The organism is Pseudomonas sp. S3_G06, from assembly GCF_054667565.1.
The window spans coordinates 2168844-2187652 of record NZ_CP162738.1; the positions used below are offsets into that span (position 1 = coordinate 2168844).

The window sequence follows — 18809 nt, forward strand, 5'->3', positions numbered from 1 at the left end:
TCAACCTGAAAATCCGTTAGAGTGCGCGCTACTCCCCGTTAAAGCCTGTGAGAAAAATGACTCGTCCGCTGTTTGTCGCTCTGGATGGCCCCAAAGGCGTCGGCAAAACCTCGCTGTTGGAGGCCATCACTGAAGTCCTGAGGGCAGACAACCAGAAAGTCATCCGACTGTGCGAGAAAAAAAGCGACCCGTTCAGGGGCGAGACAATGCATCTGGTGAACCGACTCGTCCGACATCCCGACCGGAATCTGGAGCTGGAAGTTTGCCAACGCCTGGCTGATAGCCGCAGTTGGATTTCCCGAAACGTGCTGACCAGACAACCCGCCGACAGCATCATCCTGATCGATCGCTGGTACCCGTCCGATGCCGCGTTTCGCCGGATAGTCCCGTTTGCTGAAATACTGCAATTGAACATTGACCGCAACGTACAGGTGCCAGACCTGCATGTCGGGGTGGTTACAGCGGCGGAGATTTCGTGGGAGAGGGCAGGTTCACGCCGGCGCGGCTTGAGCAGTACTGTGCTTCGCGGTCTGGAGGAGCATGTCGACAGTACCCAGGCTTTTGAGCAAGCCGCTGCCGAACAGGGTTGGTTTATATGCCGCAATGAGGGAGCAATCGAGGAGGCGACGGGGCGGGTGGTAGGGGAGATTAATCGGGTGGTGAGCCGCCGGTGCAGCCGCTCCATCTGACGCCTGAGCAATCGTGCGAATCTGCGCCACCGACGAGCGGCGCAAATATGACAAAGTATTTCGCCACCAAACGAGGTCAAGTGATTAGGTTTATTCAGAGGTTTCAAGATGAGATTTGCACGCTTTTGCCAGACACTGTCCAACTGGGCGGGTAGCCCGAAGACCTTTTTGACAGCGATTGTTCTGATCGTCGCCTGGGCTGGCACAGGGCCGTACTTTCATTACAACGACACTTGGCAGCTGATCATCAACACCTCGACAACGATCATCACCTTCCTGATGGTATTCCTCATTCAAAACACCCAGAACCGCGACAATGACATTCTGCATCTGAAGATCGATGAGCTGATACGAGCTACCCACGAGGCACAGAATGCTACGCTGGGGCTGGAGCAAATGGGCTCGAGTGAGCTGCGAAAACTTCGTGAACAATACCGCATGCTGGGTGAGTCAGGGCAGATCAAGTTTGACTGAAACTGGCGAAGCACCCACAAAGCTACGGGGCCCCAGCATTGCGAGCATTGCTGGAGCCCCGCATCGATCGGCTATCAGTCGAAACTCAGTTCCTGAGTCTTGATGTGATTGGCCACTGCGCCGGAGATGGCGTCGAAGATTGCTTTTTCATTGTTGCTGTAGACCTCCATGTCGAGATCCAGGGTAATGGCAGCGCTGCGGATCATTACACCTTCATGGTGGTAGCTGACAAACAGTGAGTGCCAGTCTGTGAATTCCACATCCAACACGAGGTAAACCACTGTCACCGAAGCCATGCCCTGGTCGTTCTTGATGGGGCCAAAGGCGACAGTTGTGCGGCCGTCCTTAGTGCTTGCCTTGTTCCACCAGAAGGTCATGAAGTCGTGGGTGCCCGAATCGTTGGGGTCCTTGGCCAAGAGCGTCGCGAGCTGCTTGAAACTCTCGAGTTCCGTCGCTCCCAGATACGTGCCAACGATGGTGGTCAGCAAACTACCGATGTCCACGTCACCTGAAGAGACATCCTGCCTGATCTGGCCGCCACTCGCTGCCTTCACGGTGAAGCCCAGATCGGTCAGTTGGTAAACCACAGCATCGAACCATTGCTTCGTCTGCAGATAGTCCGTATTGGTGATGTCCACGCCCTTGCTTTTCAGGACAGCACGCGCAGCCCCCTGTGCGTAGAGGTTCAGGTGAGAGTATGCGCTGACCTGCTCCGGGGTAGCATCGGTCATGGCATAAACCAACTGCGAGTCGATGGCTGTGGCGTCGATTGTCGTCGTAGTTCCACCGGTTACCACGCTGCCCAGCTTAGGCGGCGCAAGGGCAGGCCATGCGCAGGTGATGATCCTGCTCGTAAATCCCACACCATCGCGAAGATAGGCTTGACGAGAGCGCCAGTCGGGATGGGATGTGCGGTCGATAGTGAAAGGGACGTCACGCAAGCCTTCGGGAGGGTTACCTATGGACTTGTCGATTGCCACGTTGAGCCTCTTCAGAAGCCCGTCGCACTCGCATTTCGCGAAAACATTCAGATGGTAGTTCAGGCCTTCTGTGTTGGTGACTTGCACGTGAGCACCAGCCCCCAGGGCCGCTTGGCAAGTTGAGATATTCCGACCGAAAAGGCTGAACGTTTTCTGGGACTCGAACTTCACTTCTACATCAGCTTTTGCAGATTCCTTAGTGCACATGATGATCTCCAGCTCATACCCAGGCGTCATTGCTTGGGCATCTAGAAGTTATCAATATCGGACCCTTCGTGAAGCTCAGTCGGTTGAGCAGTGCTCACGAATTGCCCTGAAAATTTTGCGTGGCGCTCAAGGTGCTGGAGTGGTCACTTCATCAAGAAACTTGGCGAGGTTACGAACGTCGTTGTCGGCCATTCTTTCAATCACGTCCGCGAGCGCTTTGCGATGCGGCGCGTCATGCATTGCGCCGAGCGTGTGCTGCCCACGGCCGAGCAGAAGCCAATCGGCATTGACGTTCAACTCGACGCACAGCTTGGCGAAGTTCTCCATACTGATTGGCTCTGAACGAAACCACCGACTGAGGGCGCTGTCCGTCACACCGATTCGGTGTGACAGCGCGTAGAGTTTTGGAAACCCACGAAGGGTATATGCGAACTGAAGTCTCTCGCCGTAGCTTTTGATGCCATGCATTTCCATATCTATCTTCGTCCTTTACTCGGAGAGGCATCGAAAGCTTCAGAAGTCCGCAGCCTCTCCGGGTTTAAGGCGGGTGAAGCCCCCAAGAGCGAATCGAGTGTGGTAACTGGCGGCCGGCAGCGCGCCAAAGATTGCTCTCGGCCATGCTAAAGACGAACTCATGTGCAGTGATATGAACTTTGCCGACGGAGAGCTCAGGTAGGTGTCCGGCCAAGGTGGTTAGAGGTCAAGATGGGAGGAAAACGACGCTGGATAAGTTTGAGTCCAGACGATGCTGCATACATCATTTAACAAGTGGGCGATGTCGGACGTTCACGAGCGCCAGAGACGCCGTCAAAATGGGGGCCTACGCTTGGTTCACGGAACTAAATGTTCACGGGCATGCGTTCATGAAAAGGCTCTGATCCGTCGGTTTCTTTGGGGCAGACCAAACTGTTACGAAGCCAACGTCAGGCCCTCTACATTCAGACGCGAGGGGCTCTCAAGCGTGACCTAGCGAGGTTTGCACTTGCGCGTGCCGCGAGTTAGAGCGCAGGCCAAAGAGAGGCGCTAAAGTCAAGCGAGAAACGAAAAAGGCCTGCCATTAGGCAAGCCCTTTAGTATGACTTGAATCACTTCGCTAACAGTCCATTCATCGACTTAAATAGTTTTTCTTCCAATTAATTTTGGTAATATTTTCACTATTTCTGAGGAGCTATTATGCTCCAGCTTGTGCTTCTCAAGCTCAATAGTAGTCTGGCCTTGAGTTAGTACATGATTGCGCTCCGTACCTATCAGGTTTTTTATAACAATCTCCAGCGCTTGGTTGTCGCAGTCGATAAGGGCAACCTGCACCCCCAGATATTTGACCTCGTTGTTAGTCAGCTCATTCTGAAAGTATTTAATGTCGGAGAGCCCAGATTTGTATAGGCGCAAAAAGAAAAAAGCGAAAACCTGCATAAATACTGCCAGTGAAATTTTCGGAATAAATAAAAGTGCTAGAGTTATCAGGAGCGTTTCTGGATTATCGACATTCAAACCATCTTGCGGTTTCAACCTTGTCACATCGAAAGCAAAAGTCCCTAGCATGACTATAGCTGCTGAGGTAGTTGCAACGCCAAGAGCAAGGTTCACGCTCCCGCGCTTTGAAAGGGCATTAATCTCAGACAACAGACGTCTTCTAGAGTCATCAAACTCACTTTGGAGGGACTCGATTGTCGAATCCAGGCGCGCTTGCCTGGAACCAGAACTCTTGATTTCTTCCCATATAGCCGCACCTGCCTCCGCCTTCACGGACGCAGAAATCTCACTTGTTAATTTGCTGAGATCGCCACTGAACGCCTCTGTTACATAATTTTTGAGATTGACGAAGGAATCATGCAACTCAGAGTTTTCGCTCAGTTCTTCTTGGGTATTCCATAATCGCCTAAGAGCATTGGTCCGCTCTTCTTCGTTGAGATCGAATTGATCGGAGAGAAATATTCCTCCCTGCAAGTAAAAATAGGTAAGCAAACCGAAAAAGAGAACAAATAGAACAAAAGACACCAGATACATCACTTCTTTTGGCATTGGAATAACACCAAAATAATAATTTCCAAAGCCACCGGACAAGAAAAAAGAAACGCATAAGCTGCTGATGGCGATTAGAACAGCTTTTCTTTTTCTGCGGCTGTTTTCCAGCGTTGCGTTCAGCTCCCTGTAGTTGTTCTCAATTTTCTGCTCCAGCAACTCGTTATCAGTGTCTAGCATCTTGCTCGCACCCAAAAAATGATAGCTCAGGATACAGGATGGCCACAGGCTATGTAAGTCTCAGATTTCTTTGATTCTAGGACTCGGTGCAGCGCTCCAGGACAGTCGAACAAGAACCGTGTTTGTGTACTAGAAATCGCTCAGACGCTGCTTGGTCTTCGAATAATTTCAGAGTGGCTCTCAAAGTCGGCGCGAGTCCAATCAAGTAAGCAGAAATTATTCGCGAAGCTCCAGTTGAGCATTTTTTCCAAGCCTTTAATGCAGGTGGTACTGCTTATGAGGGTTCAAGGGGCCCCCGTTGTAAGCGATCCAATTGACGAACCGGTAGGCGTACCAAGTGCTAATGGAGGGCTGACATGACTCGGTGCCTCGGCTCAAGCGACCTGAAACATGAAGATTCTCAAAAAAACTGGATTCGCGATTAGGTCGCCAGTGGCTGTAGGGAGGAAAAAGGGGAAATGGGATGAATGGCCGCTTCATGAGGCTACCCGCGCGGTAAAATCTCAAGGTATATATGTACGTTTAGCAGAGGTACTAGGCGCTGACCAGTTTTCGAGGCGTCAGCTACAAAAACGCAGTTTTCGTGACAGCGCAACGCAATAGAAGGTGTAAGGATGGGACGGCAAGAGCTGATTTCTTGGGAAACGGGCTTTTGTGGAGAAGCGACCGGGAATTAGTGGAAATGGACACACGCTCTTGAACATTTCTAACATAGCACCTGAGTTAACATAACTCTCCCGGCACGTCGGCAGGCGTGTGAGGACGTCTTTCGAATAGTCGTACGGATCGTGCCCGTTGAGCCTGGCAGGCTGGATCAAACTCGTGACCGCCACAGCACGTTTGCCGCTGAAGCGGCGAATGGAAGAAATTGAATCAAGTATCATCGGAATCTACCTGCGCTCGACGAAGCCGATCGGCAAGCCCCCCCCGATCGCACAGCCCAAGGCTACTCGCCTGCAAGAGAAAATCGACAAGCTCAAAGCTCAGATGAAAGAGTTACAGGTCATTGAAATCCAGCTCAACGAATCGCCGGATAAACAGGTCTCACTGACCGATCCAGACGCCCGTTCCATGATTACGCGCGGCACTGAAATCGTCGGCGACAACGTGCAGGCAGCGGTCGATACTCATCGCCATTTGATCGTGGCGCACGAGGTGACCAACGTCGGTTCCGATCGCAGCCAACTTAGTTCGATGGCCAAGCAGGCCCGCGAGGCGATGGCGTCAGAAGCGAAGAAATCCTGGCTTGTCACGATGCAGACATCACGCCTATGTGCCCAAGTCGATGACCTCAGCAGCCAAAGCTGATTGGCGTTTCAACAACGATGTCTTCATCTGCGACGCTTCAAAAAATGAATACATTTGTCCGGCTGGAGAGGCATTGATTGGCGTTTTTCCAGCGTTGAAAAAGGCTCGAAGTTACACCGCTACCGGAGTTCGAATTGGCAAGGCTGCGCCATGAAGTCGAAGTGCACACCGAGCACGCAACGACGAATTCGACGCTGGGAACATGAAGCTGTATTGGAGGAAATGCAAATTCGGCTGAATAAAGCGCCGGAGATGATGCGGATCCGAAAACGGACTGTTGAGCATCCCTCGGGACGCTCAAGCAATGGATGGGCACGACACACTTCCTGACCCGAAAGCTTAACGGGGTGAGTGCAGAGATGAGCCTCACTGAGTCATTTTGCATTTGCGGGACGGTCGTCCAGTCAGGCGAAAGCGACCACGACCAGGATCAAAAGCATTGTATGGGCCGTTGCGCTCGCTCAGCTTCTTGTCCCCCACACCCTTCATGCTTGGTATGTTTCTCTATCCTGTATCACCCGCATCGGTACACACTAGATTCTTATGGCCATGCAGCAGCTTGTTGACTTGGGAGACGCCGGTTACGTCGGCCGCCGTGCCGCCGTGCCGCCGCCAAATCGTGCTGCCTAGGAGGCGGCGGAAATACATGATAGGCGTATCTTCCGGCGTGCTGCTTTAGGTTAGCGACAGCTTACTTCAGAGATAACCAATTAACCTCAGAGTAGGCTTGCACGATAATGGTTAGCGTCTATGCTGAGAAAAATGGATGAGGTTTCTTACATTTTGAAGCTTTACCTTCATAATTGATTTGATTGATTGGCAAGGACTGAATGAACCGAGTTGCTCTATTTTTCGCAAAGGAGGGGGCTGTGATTGACTTTACTCCGTTGTGCAAAGATGGAGCTGGTGAGGATCTCGTTACTTGGCTAACGAGTGAAGAATGGCCTTTTCATGTGAATAGTCATTTAACTTCTGATCAAGTTAATGATCTTGTCATAGATGGTATATTAAGTGCTCCTGATGCTTTGGCTTTTTGGATATCTGACGGAGGGGAAAGTAGAGTTGGTTTACTGATTATCTTCGACATGGATGACATTGAAGACGGTGCTCCTCGATTCGACCTCCGGGTGCGAGCACAGTTTCGTGGAAGTGGACTCGGCACGCTAGCCGTTCGCTGGATGACTAGCTATCTTTTTACGGGATGGCCATCACTAAGACGGATCGAAGGGACAACTCGGGGCGATAATATAGCAATGCAACTGGTCTTAACGAAAAACGGTTTCGTGAAGGAGGGTTGTCTTCGCAAGGCTTGGCCTGGTTCCGGTGGTTTTTTTTACGACACTTTCTTGTATGCAATTCTTCGCGAGGAGTGGCGCGGTGGGGCTGAGGTTTTTACGAATTCGAATGATTAGATTAATTTGCAAAGGAGTTCAGCGATGGGTGACGATAATAATGGTGATCGCAAAACGGGAGGGCGACCTGAGGAGCGCCCTGTTTTGGTAGATGACGATGCGGATGATTTAGGTCGCCGCGACAATCGGCCAATAATGGATGATGATGCTGATGTTCTCGGCCGTCGCGACGTTCGGCCATTTATGGATAATGATGCGGATGTTTTAGGTCGTCGCGACAATCGGCCGATAATGGATGATGATGCTGATGTTCTCGGCCGTCGCGACGTTCGGCCATTTATGGATGATGATGCGGATGTTTTAGGTCGTCGCGATAATAGGCCGATTATGGATGATGACGATGCGGATGTTTTGGGTCGCCGTGACAATCGGCCGATGATGGAGTAGTTGTACGTTCTACGGAACGCTCTAGCTGCGTTTCAGATGGTCGACGATGATGATGATTTTTTGTGTGCCTATACGTTATGTTTGCCAATGACTTTTACACACTATTCATTCTCTACGTACAAGTTGATGTTTCCCCGCTAGGATTAAACGTTATCGTGCGATGAGTGATATAGGGAGGAGCGATGGGATTGAATGGAGAAGACGGGCCGGTGACGACAAAATCCGTTCTGTCCGTGACGAGAGATGCATTTATGTCTGTCTCTGCGAGTGGTGCCCAAGAGCTATTTCTAGTGGGTCAAACTTCTATCCCTCTGTCAAATACCGACGCGATCGTTCTTGAGATTTTTGCCATTCCTCGGACACTTGAGAGCGGCATCCTTGCGATCCGCTTTCGCGTACCTGACCTCGATGCGGACGAGATCCTCGCGGCGCTGGGTATCTGGATCGAACGCGGCGTGGTCGGGCCGGTGCGCCTAGATCGAGGCAATAGCACCTCTTTATGGGGCCTTGGTATGTTCGGTTGCCCAAGACTATCTCTTGAAGATGCGTTGCGAGGCGATTCTTGCGATGTGGTCTTTGTCGGCATGCCGTACGAACTCGGCATAACCGGGCGGGACGGCACACGTCGTGGGCCATCCTATTTGAGACGTTGCAGCCGAGTGGCCTTCGACTACGTGGAAAAAGCGGGTGTGCCTGACGGCTGGTGGGATACTGTCAAGGGAAGACGCGTCCTGGAAGCTGTCCGCTTCGCAGACATCGGTAACGTGTCTTGTCGGGACACCGCGCGCAATGGAATCGCTTTCGATGACCTCTATAACGTGGTCAACATGCTCTTCCTGGCTGGGCGGTTACCCGTCGTGATCGGTGGGGATCACTCGATTAGCTATGCAACGATCAGCGCCGCAATTGCACGTTTCCCCCGGTTGGGCGTGATCCACCTAGACGCTCACCCGGATCTTGGGCGAACCCCGGGTATAAGCCGCTGGAGGCAGAACCTAACGCACGGCAACTTCATGTCTTGGCTTGAGCCTGCTTCGGAGATTCAACTGGTGCTGCAACTCGGCGTCCGGCATCTACTTTCGGAACCGCCATACGTAAGCGACAAAGTGAAGAGCTACCCGGGGCGCGAGTGGTTGTCGCGGATCGAAGAAATTGCTTCGGGCCTTCCGAAGGATCACCCATACTTCCTGACATGTGATGTTGATTGCCTGGATCCGAATGTGATCTCTCAAACAGGTACCCCTGTGCCTGGGGGGCTCTCTTATGAAGATGTGCGGATGGCTTTTCAGGTCCTCGCCAAGGAGGTCAACATCATCGGTGTAGATATCGTCGAGCTCACAGCGCCTCGTGTCGACGAGAGCGTCCAAGAGGGTACCATTATTTCTTACCTCCTCTTCGAGCTGCTCGCGGCGATCTTCGATCGGCGCCGCTGCAGTCCATTCTAAGGCGGATGCGCGATGAGGAAGGAAACGATTCCGGGAGCGCTGGATACGGAACTTTCATCTAGCCTTTCGACAGCTGTCTCGCATCTCTCGCGCAATGCATTGGAACAGCATCTGCTTGAGCGCGATCGCTTAGCAGAGCTAGCTTGCACGCTCGATACGATCTCGGGATGCCGGACCGAGCAGAGGCCAGAGGATTGGGAGATTAGGGGCGATCTCGCCACAGATGCTCTCTTACAGCGTGAAACGGGTGTTCTTCGAAAGCGTTTTCTATTACATGCAGGCGAGTTTGCGAGTCGAACCTGGCTGACGCCGCCTACCGGAAGTCATATCGGTTTCCCCGGTACCGACGAGACCTACCGTTTCTGCTACGACAGGCAGCATGTAGCGCATTTTCTCGAGCGGCGTCTGAATGCACCTAGCCCGCGCCCGGGTAGAGTTGAGCGAGCATGTTTCTTGTTCGGCAGCGGTATGGCCGCAATCAACACGTTGCTCCAGTCACTCGCTTATGTGACAAAGCCGGCCAGACGACGGCTTGGTGTCTTCGCTGGGTATTTTGAGACGCACAGCCTTGTCAGGTTATCCGCTTTCGCCGAACAATGGGCTCGCCTGCGAACCACCGACGAGCTCGCCAACTTAGTGCGCACCGGCGCATTTCCGATCCTATTCATCGAACCAGTGCAGTACAATTGGTCGCTCGATACGGTTGATTGGGACGAGCTTCTCGCGGCCATCGCCGAAAGCGCAGATCCGCCAATCGTCGTGCTTGATACAACACTAGTGGGAAATGCGGACCCGCTGGAGAAGATTGTGTCGCGGCTGATTGGATCAAACTGCCCAATCGTTGTTCGGGTCAGGTCGGGGCTTAAGCTGGATCAAGAGGGGCTTGAGCTCGCGAGCGTTGGAGTTCTTGAATGGTGGGCGAGATCGGACGCCGCCGCTGACTCCGAGCGGCTCGCCTATATTGTTGATACGTTCCGAACTATCTCAGGTGCGGGTCTCTGTCGTTCGGCGGCGTGCGCACTCTCCCCCCCGTTCGTATTCGACGAGAAGCGATCCCAAGTTTACTCAGATGGCATTCTGCAAATTAATCGACGGTTATTCGAGGCACTGACTCCGGCAGGCGACATTTTCGGGGAGACGGTTTTCCCCTCTTCGCCGTGGAACAGCCCTTTCGTGCTGCTGAGGCTGCGCCAGGAGGAGGACGGAGGCTATGAATTCTTGGCGCATTTGCTCATGCGCGAAGCAAAACGACGGAACCTAGAATGGATTATGTCCGGTAGCTTTGGCTTCAGAACGGAGCGATTCGAGACGATTCTACCCAAAGAGCAGATTCGCTGGGGGGAGAGGCTTGGTGGCGTACTTAAGGTCTGTGCTGGACGCTACCAGGGCGCGCGTTACTGGGAAATCATTGACCTGTTGAACGAGCTGTCTACGTTCGATTCTATCGATGAAGCGGATCGCGCTTGGGCGAGAAAGGTTGTTCTATGATTCTCAATTCCATCCCCCGCGTGATATCCGTCTCTAGGCGTAAGCTTTCGGCTTATCTCGCCGAACCTGAATGGCCCTTAATAGTCACGCGAGGCATGGACTGCTGGCCAGCTATGCAGCGCTGGGATCTTGACTACTTTGCCTCTCGGTTTAGCGACTTCCCCATTATTGCCTTCGCACCGCAATTTGAGGAGCTGGCCAATTGGGGCGTCCGAACAGATTTGCGAGCTTACGCTGCATATCTACGCAATCCTTCTAAGGCCGAAATCGATGGGGTGTGGATAAAGGGTGATCCCAGATCCTTCAAGGAGAGCGGCCAAATTCTCTATTCTGGCAACTTTAATCCCGCTAACCTACGCTACGGTCAACCGGACAATATTTTTCGCGACGTGCCGGAAATGCCTGGTTTCATTGACTCTTGGTTGCCTCTGCTCGATCAACGTTTTGTCGAAACCTGCCGCCGCATCCAACCGCATTTCTTCGTTTATCTATCGGCGCCAGGCGCATGGACACCTTTGCATGCCGATTTTTGGGATACACATGCATTCTTGGCCCAGATTTGTGGCTCTAAGCGTGCGTATCTTTTTCATCCGAATCACACGGATCTATTGATGAGCGACTCTACCCGGGACGTACGACTTATGTGTTGTGACGAACAATACGCGTCCATAGAGGGCTGGGTGACGGAACTGCATCGGGGAGACCTTCTAATTATCCCGTCTCGATGGTTGCATTTTGTTGAGACGCTGGAGTTCTCAATCACATATAGCGCGGACTGGGTTGATGCAGTCAACTGGAGGTCATATGTGACATATGGAAATGCGGTCCTGCAGCAGCGGGGGATTTCATTTTGACGGAAATTTCATATGTCGATCGGGTCGCTGCCAACATCGCGTACCCCGATTTATATGAGCGCTACATTTCGCGCAGAGAACCTGTCGTAATAGTTGGCGCAGCATCTGGATGGGCAGCATTGAGTGCATGGACACCTGAGTTCTTCGTCCGTGAGTACGGGGACGAGTTCGTCGAGCTATTACGCTGCGGAGCCTCCGAGCGCAAAACAGTCCCCTTGCGGGAGTACTTCTCTATTCCGAAGTTCGATCAGCACATGTGGTATCTCGTCGATTGGGATTTTCGTAGGCGCTGCCGAAAACTGCTCAAAGATATTGTCGCGCTGCGTCACTTTCATATTGATTTTCTTGAATCGATACCGCCCCGTAATCGTCTGGACCTTATGTGGATCTATATCGGACATGCGGGGACACGCGGACCGACACATCTCGACAATTTCGGCAGTAGCGCTTGGCTGGCCGTAGTCGAAGGAACAAAGCGGCTTGTCTTTCCCCGCTTTCACCCCAATACGAGCAGCCGTTCACGGATCGATTTGTTCGATGCAGAAGATCATCCGAATGTGATTCTTCGCCAAGAGGCTATTCTCCGACCAGGCGATGTTGCATTTGTGCCGGCTGGATGCTGGCACGCGGCCCTTAATCAGACCTATTGTGTCAGCGTCACAGCTAACTTTGTGGATGGGGTAAGTTTCGATAGTCATCGCGCCTTCGCGACCCGTCACTGGTTTGGTCGTGAAATGCTACGGGAGCAGACGAATCGTATTGCGGAGGGCTGCACGGGGGATGAACAGAACGAGACACGGTTGCATCTTCGGTGCGCCCTTGAGGCCTATCAACAATGGCTAGCGGACGAGCTCGATGAAGTCGAGCGCCTTCGGGTTGCTCTGGGGCACGAGGGCTGAAATGGCGAATCCGCTCGCGCAATGGTCGCCGGGTTTTACCGAATTTGCGCGGTCTCAATCGACACCGGCGATCATCTATGATCTGCCGAAGCTCCGGCGGACGGCGGCCAATCTCCTCGGCCTATGCACATCTTTTCAGGGCGAGTGCCATTTTGCAGTCAAGGCTAATCGGTCGCCGATCGTCCTTGAGCAATTTGCTGCGTGCGGCTTTGGGGTGGACGTCGCCTCTTTGCAGGAGGTCGAAGTGGCGCGCGCGGTGGGGCACAACAAAATCGTTGCAACAAGTCCCGGTCTGGATGTGCCTACAATTGGTCTCATCAGCGAGCTAGGTGGAACGGTCTTCTTTGACAGTGTCGGGCAGGTGAGGGTAGCGCGCGATGCGGGCTACGACCTCCTAAATCATGGGGTACGTGTGTCCATGCGGGGGGGCTACCACCGCTTCGGCCTGACACTGATAGAGTTAGAGTCGCTTCGGAAGGATGTGAGCTGGGCTCCGAGGAAATTTCACTTCCACTACGGCGAGGTCGAGACCCTTCACGACGTTGCCAATCTATTAGATCAGGTCGCAGTGATCCTGGATCTATTCGAGGCGGACGTAATTGATTTAGGTGGAGGCTACGGTGTCCTTTCGAACGACCCGGAAATGCTCAAGAATGGCTTTGCTATGATTGCCGATTTCGCTACATCGCGGCGGGTTTGTGTGGCGTTCGAGTTCGGCAAAATCGCAATAGCTAGGTGCGCTTTGTTGTTGACAAGTGTGTTGTCACGGAAGCTCCGCGGTGGTTCACAGGTACTTTTCGTTGATGCGTCCGCGTATAATCTAGGTACGCTTGAGCGGCGCTCAATGCTGAAGTGGGCGGATGACGGCAGTGGTACCATCCTGACCACGGTTGCGGGGCCTACGTGCTATGAGCACGACATCTTCGTAGAAGAGATTCCTGCGCCCCCGATTGTAGCGGGCGAGACAATTGCCTTTGGGCTGTGTGGCGCTTACGCGACAAGTGTTACGAGTTCGCTCCATGGCTTGCCGGTGCCGCGAGAGGTCTATTTTGACCTGTGATCCCACAACGATTTGTTGTGTGTCAGGCCGACTAATCCGTCTTTTGCCAGTGATCTGACAATCTCCTCCACGTTAACGGTCGGCGCGAGTAACATCAGCTCGGCTATGGTTCTTGATCCTTTACACAAGATTCTAGTGAGCCCATCGTAAGAGGTGCCTAGGCCGAGGGGCTCGCCGGTGTGACCGACAGGCGCTAGCCATGTTACTAGCGTGTCCCCCCTGATCGGAGTTCCGCTCTCCACAGCCCAGGGCAAGTTCACAACTACCGGTGGGCGAAGTGCCTTCTCTGATCGCCGAAAAAATGCATCGACGGCTATCGGACGTTGCACTAACTCGTCAAACGCTTTTGTGAGGAGCATTTCGAAAGCTTGGATCCGTTCAGATGAGGCGTGGCGCGGGAGTGATGCCCCCCAGATTTCGTGTTCTTCGAGATCGTCTAGCAACGACCGTAATAGGTCGATGGCGCGCACGCGGGCCACACCGACTGAGATATGTAGGGATGGTCTATCAACTCCTTTAACTTCGTGCCAGTAGCCACGTGGAATATAAAGTACATCGCCTTCGCAAAGGTCTATTTCTGTGATCGCTTCTCCCGGGCAGTCCCTAGTGGAGGTTCGAAAGCCGGACTTGGAAGCGACGTCCGAATCGTCAAATAGCGTCCAATGTTTCTCCCCAGCGACTTGCAAGGCGAAGACGTCGTGTTCATCCCAGTGCCGGCCGAAGCTGTCGTCGTTGCCGAATGAGACGTAACAATTCATGCCAATGTTCTCCTCCAATATACTTGTGAGCCCGATAGACAACGTCCGCAGCTCGTTTGAGACCTCGTCTACGCAGTCAAGGATTAGGGTTCCTCCGTTCTCCAGCGCAGTGTAGAGAGCCTTACGTCGTAAGACTGGTGCAGAGGCCACGGTGTGTGTCGGCACCCAGTTGTGAAGACGAGACGTTGCTATGGCTCCGAAATCTGAATGCTCTATTCGAAGACGCGGTGGGTGCAAACGATGGCTCTGAAGAACGAGGTTTAGATCATTCCACCCAAATGGGGGGGGGCGGTTATGCCGACCGCGGAGAAGGCACGGACGGGCACCATAGTAATGTTGGAAAAAATCTATCGGGACATCTGCGTCCAGAAGATCCGAAAGAATTCTTACATCGGTATCCTGTCGCATATTTTTCTCCTTCGGAGCTATCTTTATGTTGGCGCTGATTGAAAACTGACCCACCCTGCCGATTGAAAATTGACCCAGGGCGAATTACTGATTTTTGTCCCAGCAATTGTGGATAAGCTTAGCAGCAGTGTCCCGGTTGAACGGTCATCAAGCCCCACCGCATAAAGGCATGCGGCAGGGTGTTTATGGTGCAGAACAAAACGGTTCATTGTCCTCGATTCATCTTCGTCCTTGCGCTTTCGCTCACGTGATCTGATCTTTGTCTGCGCGGCCAGTGTGCTGTGTTGCAGGCAGTAGGAATCGTTGCCGTTTCGACGATGTGGCAGTGGTGTGTCAACCGATCCAGCAACGCTGTGGTCATCTTTGCGTCGCCAAACACGGTAGACCATTCCGAGAAGCTGAGGTTGGTCGTGATCACAATGCTGGAGTGCTCGTTCAGCTTGGACAGCAGGTAAAATAACAGCGCGCCGCTGCTCTGGCTGAAGGGTAAATACCCCAGTTCATCGAGTATCACCAGGCTGTCCGAAGCAGCCTTTGAGCGATTCGGCCACTCTTGCCGTCGTACTTTTCACGCTCCAGCAGATTGACCAGATCCACTGTGGAGAAGAAGCGAACTTGCTTGTTATGCGTAGTGATTCCGGACACGGACAAGGCGCTGACGCGTAAGGATCTGCTCATAGACAATGCTCCAAATGAAAATTGCCGCTCGAGAAGTAGTTAGGCTTACAGAGGACAGCGCCATCTAGTGTTCTCCAGGTTCGTCGTCGACTTTAGGCAGCCGCCGATATTCGCAGAGAAACGTCAAACGTCGACGTTCAGCCAAAAGCAGTCTTCACTTATCGACCAGAAGTGCGGTATCTCCTGGTTGAACGAATTGGCCTCCCTTGGTAGGGCTCGGTCAGCACCACGGCAGCGTCTCTGCGTCTAACAAAAATGCAGTGGTCGGGTTTCGTGGTGCTAGGCCTTGTGGTATTGACGGCCCTTTAATGTCGCCAGGAGCACTAGCGCTAGTAATGGACGATAAAGAGAGATTTGTTTTCTACGAGAAGGTTTTCTATCAGGAGCTCGACCGCAAGGAAAAGCTCTACGCCAGGTTGAGTATGCCGCTTGCGATGCTAGTAGCCATAGTGACGTTCCTCTCGTATATGCTCAGCAATGCACCAACCACCGAGGACGGTACCGCGAGCGTCTTTTTCTGGATTTTCTATCTCAGCACGTGTGTGATGCTACTGATAGGCGCTCTGTATTTCCGTGCTGCATGGTCCCTTAGGGATTCCGACAGGGGCCTCCCCACATTGCTGACTTGGTCTGAGAGTCCCTAGGACTTAATAATTTGAGACGTATCCGCTTCCTCTTGATGGGGGGATTTGTTCTCAGGAAGGTTCATGTTGAAAATGAACTCCTTTTCCTCTGGATCGGAAAAGTCCTGGAAACTCCATCCTTGAACAGAGTTAAATAGGCAGAAATCCCAATAGTGCTTGAATTCTTCGTCAGTAATGAAGTTGGCCTCTGCCTCATCAAAGGAAGGGATGATGAAGATCATTTTTTGGAAAGTAAATTGAAGCTCCCCGATCGCTAAAGGCAACGTTTTGTCGTTACTAATTCGGCGATAGATTATCAGTTCAGCCGCTTTTGAAAAGCTTGCATAGGATCTCAAAATTGCTATTTTCGGAAGGGTTGTCACTTTGCGACTACCGGAGACCCATTCCAGGGTTTTTTCGAAGCCAGCTAATTTTTCCGTTTCAATAACGCTCAGTGCAAACTTCACGAGTGCTTTGTATACCTCTTGAGGACTGAGCTTCTCTTTGAACTTAAGTGGAATGTTGGTCGGCGGTCGGTCTTGAGGTGCTTCCTCGCCATCTGGCAGTGTATAGCTGATGGCAAAATCAAGAGCTAAGATCTGCCTGGAAAGTTCGTGCGGATCTAAACCTATAATTCCAGGCGCCTCAGTTGAGGGGGCATTGACTGCGGCAAGAATTTTTTATTTTCGGTCCTTAGATAAGTAAGTTATTTGGAAGTTTTCACCCTTGATTGACGACACTTTGTTATCTTTGTTCTTAACTTTTAAGAAAGCCCCCAGACACCTCAAATAAGTATAAATGTGCCTTTCACACGTCTCGGAAAAATATTTGTTACAAGCGTCGCACTCCTCATGCAAGATAAGAGTTTTGTTCCCTAGAGCCTCCGATATCGCGTGAGCTTCTTGTTTAAATGTTGTTTTGGCTTCTTGGGTCGGATCGCTCTGAGCGATACACTCGGGTGTTCTTGCAGAATCGGCAAATGCGTTTTTTCTTCGAGCGCTCGCCAATCCAGGTTTTCTTTTCTGGAATTTTACCGTCGAGCTCATAGTGTTCGAAGAAATACCCCATATTTTTATCAAACGCATTTAGAGCTTTATCTACATTTTGCCCGGCATCTGCAGCCATGAGCTCAACGGTCATCAATACCTTTTCTTGATTGGTAAGCCTTGACTTGTAGGGCATATAGAAAAAGTGCTCTCCGTCGGGTATTTTTTCAACGAAAGACTTAATTTTATTGATTCTCAGGTCAGACCCTTTATAAATATCAACAAAAGTTTCAATTCTTTTTCTAAGTGCAGCGGACGAGGTCTGTCTGCATGATATGGCAATCTGACGATTGAGGGGGTCCAAAGACGTGGCAAAGCACAACGAGATATCGCGCTCAAATCCCCCTGTGCCATCTTCGCTATCTGCGCGCCAAAATAGCTCGTGATTTCCACGGAATAAAATAAATTGGTAAAATTTCATAGAGCCCTTTATTTCTGCAAGGGATTGATATTTAACTTCAGTCGAGCCTCAGTGGCCTGTGCTAAATTTAGATATTTATCTATACTAGTTGGAGATCAGGTGAGCCTCAATCAATATTCACATTTTTTGCTTTAATGAATTTCAGAGGTGCCGAAGCTCTTTGTTGAAAAAAATTGAATGCTGGCTCAATGTCTTCTATAAAGATGACTAAGTTTCGTTTTCTTGGGGAGGCCACACTCCCATACATGATCCCATCAAGTTTTCCTTCTGAAAACTCATGCTCCCTCAGATACTCGGTTACGATTTGGGAGGGTACATATTCCGTGTGAACACGATCATCTCGAGCTACAGGTTGCATGATGTCGCTAGCAAAATGGTGCAAAAAAGATAGGTACAGCCTGAGTCGTCTAGGCTCATCGGAAAAGATGCCGGGAACGGGCGGAATCCGCGAAAGGTCAAGTATTCGCAACGGCTCAACCGTTTGGAAATATCCTACTCTACTTGCCCGCGCCTTCACCTCTTTGACGGCTGTCCTGGGATCCAATGCTCCATAAAACATAGGTATACCTGCAGGATTCATGCGGTTGGTTTGGCAAACAGATCGTGGAGGTGGGCCGAAATCTTTTGCCGTAGGTGATGAAAGGTCGAAGCCTGGCCGAGCTCGATAGAGACGAAGCCCTGGAGTCTGAACACGCACCAGGTTCAGTCGCTCTATCAAATCAGCGATCGCATTCAATATTCCTAAGGAGGAAAATGATTCAGCCGATAAATCATCACCGCCTTTTTTATGGAAGAAGAACCTGCGCTCATGCTTAACCAAGGTGCAAAAATTGTCCCAGGCGAAGCACATTGCTTGTTCTTCGTCTAACGTCGCCCAATCAAGCTCACACCAAATTTCGTCAGACAGCCTGTAGTTGATCGCCTTCTGGAGATCTCCCTGATAATCCATCGGGAGATCAAGGCCTACTTTCTCAAAAAGAAGCTCGTAAGTAGACCAAGTGCTTCCTTGATAACCGCCTTCTCTGTTATTCCAAGGGAGGTTATCTGCAGCTCGACCGTAGTGCGTTGACAGCACCTGCTCGAACCATTCGCAAAGCTCTCCCAGCGGAGCGGTAGGTGAGGTGAAACCACGGCAAAATCTGCAACCTCTTTTGCCGCTGTATTCGCGGATCCACTGCTTAACATCGGGATCACTGAAGCAGCGCGCGCAGACCGTATCCATTCAGAGTGCTCTCATTCATTGAGTACGCGATTTATGCCAGATTTGATGCCAATTGGCCATGCCTACTGGGTATAAAATGCACATGCCGCTTACCTAGCACGGTGCTGAGGGTGACCAAAATTTTGTAGAGGGCAAGCAATTGACACGCCGAGCTTCATTGGCGACAGACGAGCGCCCCGACTAGCTTTGAATCGCCCCGGATTCTCTAGAGCTTGACAACCAAAGCAGATTTGATCTGATTCCCGCCA

General features: G+C 51.7%; 16 protein-coding genes and 3 pseudogenes. 10 read left to right on the forward strand and 9 right to left on the reverse strand.

Annotated elements, in window-relative coordinates; all coding sequences use genetic code 11:
• Window positions 1-56: 56 nt before the first annotated feature.
• Complete coding sequence (locus tag AB4N47_RS09800; RefSeq protein ID WP_341637493.1) at window positions 57-689, forward strand: dTMP kinase; 633 nt, start codon at window positions 57-59, stop codon at window positions 687-689.
• A gap of 108 nt (window positions 690-797) precedes the next feature.
• Complete coding sequence (locus AB4N47_RS09805) at window positions 798-1163, forward strand: low affinity iron permease family protein (RefSeq protein WP_150742172.1); 366 nt, start codon at window positions 798-800, stop codon at window positions 1161-1163.
• A 74-nt stretch (window positions 1164-1237) separates the two neighbouring features.
• On the opposite strand, the gene AB4N47_RS09810 is transcribed toward AB4N47_RS09805, so the two are convergent.
• The 4 genes and pseudogenes from AB4N47_RS09810 to AB4N47_RS09825 all read right to left on the reverse strand — a co-directional run.
• Window positions 1238-2350, reverse strand: a complete 1113-nt coding sequence (locus AB4N47_RS09810; RefSeq protein ID WP_460154476.1) for a hypothetical protein — start codon at window positions 2348-2350, stop codon at window positions 1238-1240.
• A gap of 126 nt (window positions 2351-2476) precedes the next feature.
• Complete coding sequence (locus AB4N47_RS09815; RefSeq protein ID WP_095180026.1) at window positions 2477-2824, reverse strand: helix-turn-helix domain-containing protein; 348 nt, start codon at window positions 2822-2824, stop codon at window positions 2477-2479.
• A 639-nt stretch (window positions 2825-3463) separates the two neighbouring features.
• A complete protein-coding gene (locus AB4N47_RS09820; protein WP_460154477.1) occupies window positions 3464-4552 on the reverse strand; it encodes a hypothetical protein in 1089 nt (362 codons plus the stop codon).
• A gap of 725 nt (window positions 4553-5277) precedes the next feature.
• Window positions 5278-5400, reverse strand: a pseudogene (locus tag AB4N47_RS09825) (transposase domain-containing protein); the annotation flags it as partial.
• On the opposite strand from AB4N47_RS09825, the pseudogene AB4N47_RS09830 reads away from it, so the two are divergent.
• The 8 genes and pseudogenes from AB4N47_RS09830 to AB4N47_RS09865 form a co-directional block, all read left to right on the forward strand.
• Window positions 5399-6228, forward strand: a pseudogene (locus tag AB4N47_RS09830) (transposase); the annotation flags it as partial. The pseudogenes AB4N47_RS09825 and AB4N47_RS09830 overlap by 2 nt on opposite strands.
• Window positions 6229-6729: 501 nt before the next feature.
• The gene (locus AB4N47_RS09835; protein WP_460154478.1) at window positions 6730-7272 is read left to right on the forward strand and encodes a GNAT family N-acetyltransferase; all 543 of its coding nucleotides are present in this window, start codon (window positions 6730-6732) and stop codon (window positions 7270-7272) included.
• 24 nt (window positions 7273-7296) lie between these two features.
• A complete protein-coding gene (locus AB4N47_RS09840; protein WP_460154479.1) occupies window positions 7297-7659 on the forward strand; it encodes a hypothetical protein in 363 nt (120 codons plus the stop codon).
• Window positions 7660-7841: 182 nt separating this feature from the next.
• Entirely contained in the window at window positions 7842-9104 is a 1263-nt protein-coding gene (locus tag AB4N47_RS09845) for an arginase family protein (RefSeq protein WP_460154480.1), read from the forward strand.
• A gap of 12 nt (window positions 9105-9116) precedes the next feature.
• Window positions 9117-10592, forward strand: a complete 1476-nt coding sequence (locus AB4N47_RS09850; protein ID WP_460154481.1) for a hypothetical protein — start codon at window positions 9117-9119, stop codon at window positions 10590-10592.
• The gene (locus AB4N47_RS09855) at window positions 10589-11446 is read left to right on the forward strand and encodes a cupin-like domain-containing protein (RefSeq protein ID WP_460154482.1); all 858 of its coding nucleotides are present in this window, start codon (window positions 10589-10591) and stop codon (window positions 11444-11446) included. Before AB4N47_RS09850 ends, AB4N47_RS09855 begins: the two co-directional genes overlap by 4 nt.
• Window positions 11443-12345: a cupin-like domain-containing protein gene (locus tag AB4N47_RS09860; protein WP_460154483.1), complete on the forward strand. Its 903-nt coding sequence runs from the start codon at window positions 11443-11445 to the stop codon at window positions 12343-12345. Before AB4N47_RS09855 ends, AB4N47_RS09860 begins: the two co-directional genes overlap by 4 nt.
• Window position 12346: 1 nt before the next feature.
• Complete coding sequence (locus AB4N47_RS09865; RefSeq protein WP_460154484.1) at window positions 12347-13405, forward strand: hypothetical protein; 1059 nt, start codon at window positions 12347-12349, stop codon at window positions 13403-13405.
• Here AB4N47_RS09865 and AB4N47_RS09870 read toward each other — a convergent pair.
• From AB4N47_RS09870 to AB4N47_RS09890, 5 genes and pseudogenes are all read right to left on the reverse strand, one after another.
• The gene (locus AB4N47_RS09870; RefSeq protein WP_460154485.1) at window positions 13390-14571 is read right to left on the reverse strand and encodes a JmjC domain-containing protein; all 1182 of its coding nucleotides are present in this window, start codon (window positions 14569-14571) and stop codon (window positions 13390-13392) included. The two genes, AB4N47_RS09865 and AB4N47_RS09870, sit on opposite strands and share 16 nt — an antisense overlap.
• Before the next feature lie 215 nt (window positions 14572-14786).
• Window positions 14787-15228 (reverse strand): annotated as a pseudogene (locus AB4N47_RS09875) (ATP-binding protein); the annotation flags it as partial.
• 661 nt (window positions 15229-15889) lie between these two features.
• On the reverse strand, window positions 15890-16339 hold the full coding sequence (locus AB4N47_RS09880) for a hypothetical protein (RefSeq protein ID WP_460154486.1): 450 nt from the start codon (window positions 16337-16339) through the stop codon (window positions 15890-15892).
• Between the two features lie 439 nt (window positions 16340-16778).
• Window positions 16779-17339, reverse strand: a complete 561-nt coding sequence (locus tag AB4N47_RS09885; RefSeq protein ID WP_460154487.1) for a hypothetical protein — start codon at window positions 17337-17339, stop codon at window positions 16779-16781.
• A 106-nt stretch (window positions 17340-17445) separates the two neighbouring features.
• A complete protein-coding gene (locus AB4N47_RS09890) occupies window positions 17446-18561 on the reverse strand; it encodes a HEPN-associated N-terminal domain-containing protein (protein ID WP_198719741.1) in 1116 nt (371 codons plus the stop codon).
• Window positions 18562-18809 lie beyond the last annotated feature (248 nt).

Coding starts and splice junctions, on each gene's coding strand:
- AB4N47_RS09815 (WP_095180026.1), bottom strand. CDS start 2,824: ATGGAAATGCATGGCATCAAAAGCTACGGCGAGAGACTTCAGTTCGCA.
- AB4N47_RS09890 (WP_198719741.1), bottom strand. CDS start 18,561: ATGGATACGGTCTGCGCGCGCTGCTTCAGTGATCCCGATGTTAAGCAG.
- AB4N47_RS09850 (WP_460154481.1), top strand. CDS start 9,117: ATGAGGAAGGAAACGATTCCGGGAGCGCTGGATACGGAACTTTCATCT.
- AB4N47_RS09840 (WP_460154479.1), top strand. CDS start 7,297: ATGGGTGACGATAATAATGGTGATCGCAAAACGGGAGGGCGACCTGAG.
- AB4N47_RS09870 (WP_460154485.1), bottom strand. CDS start 14,571: ATGCGACAGGATACCGATGTAAGAATTCTTTCGGATCTTCTGGACGCA.
- AB4N47_RS09845 (WP_460154480.1), top strand. CDS start 7,842: ATGGGATTGAATGGAGAAGACGGGCCGGTGACGACAAAATCCGTTCTG.
- AB4N47_RS09805 (WP_150742172.1), top strand. CDS start 798: ATGAGATTTGCACGCTTTTGCCAGACACTGTCCAACTGGGCGGGTAGC.
- AB4N47_RS09885 (WP_460154487.1), bottom strand. CDS start 17,339: ATGAAATTTTACCAATTTATTTTATTCCGTGGAAATCACGAGCTATTT.
- AB4N47_RS09810 (WP_460154476.1), bottom strand. CDS start 2,350: ATGTGCACTAAGGAATCTGCAAAAGCTGATGTAGAAGTGAAGTTCGAG.
- AB4N47_RS09820 (WP_460154477.1), bottom strand. CDS start 4,552: ATGCTAGACACTGATAACGAGTTGCTGGAGCAGAAAATTGAGAACAAC.
- AB4N47_RS09865 (WP_460154484.1), top strand. CDS start 12,347: ATGGCGAATCCGCTCGCGCAATGGTCGCCGGGTTTTACCGAATTTGCG.
- AB4N47_RS09800 (WP_341637493.1), top strand. CDS start 57: ATGACTCGTCCGCTGTTTGTCGCTCTGGATGGCCCCAAAGGCGTCGGC.
- AB4N47_RS09855 (WP_460154482.1), top strand. CDS start 10,589: ATGATTCTCAATTCCATCCCCCGCGTGATATCCGTCTCTAGGCGTAAG.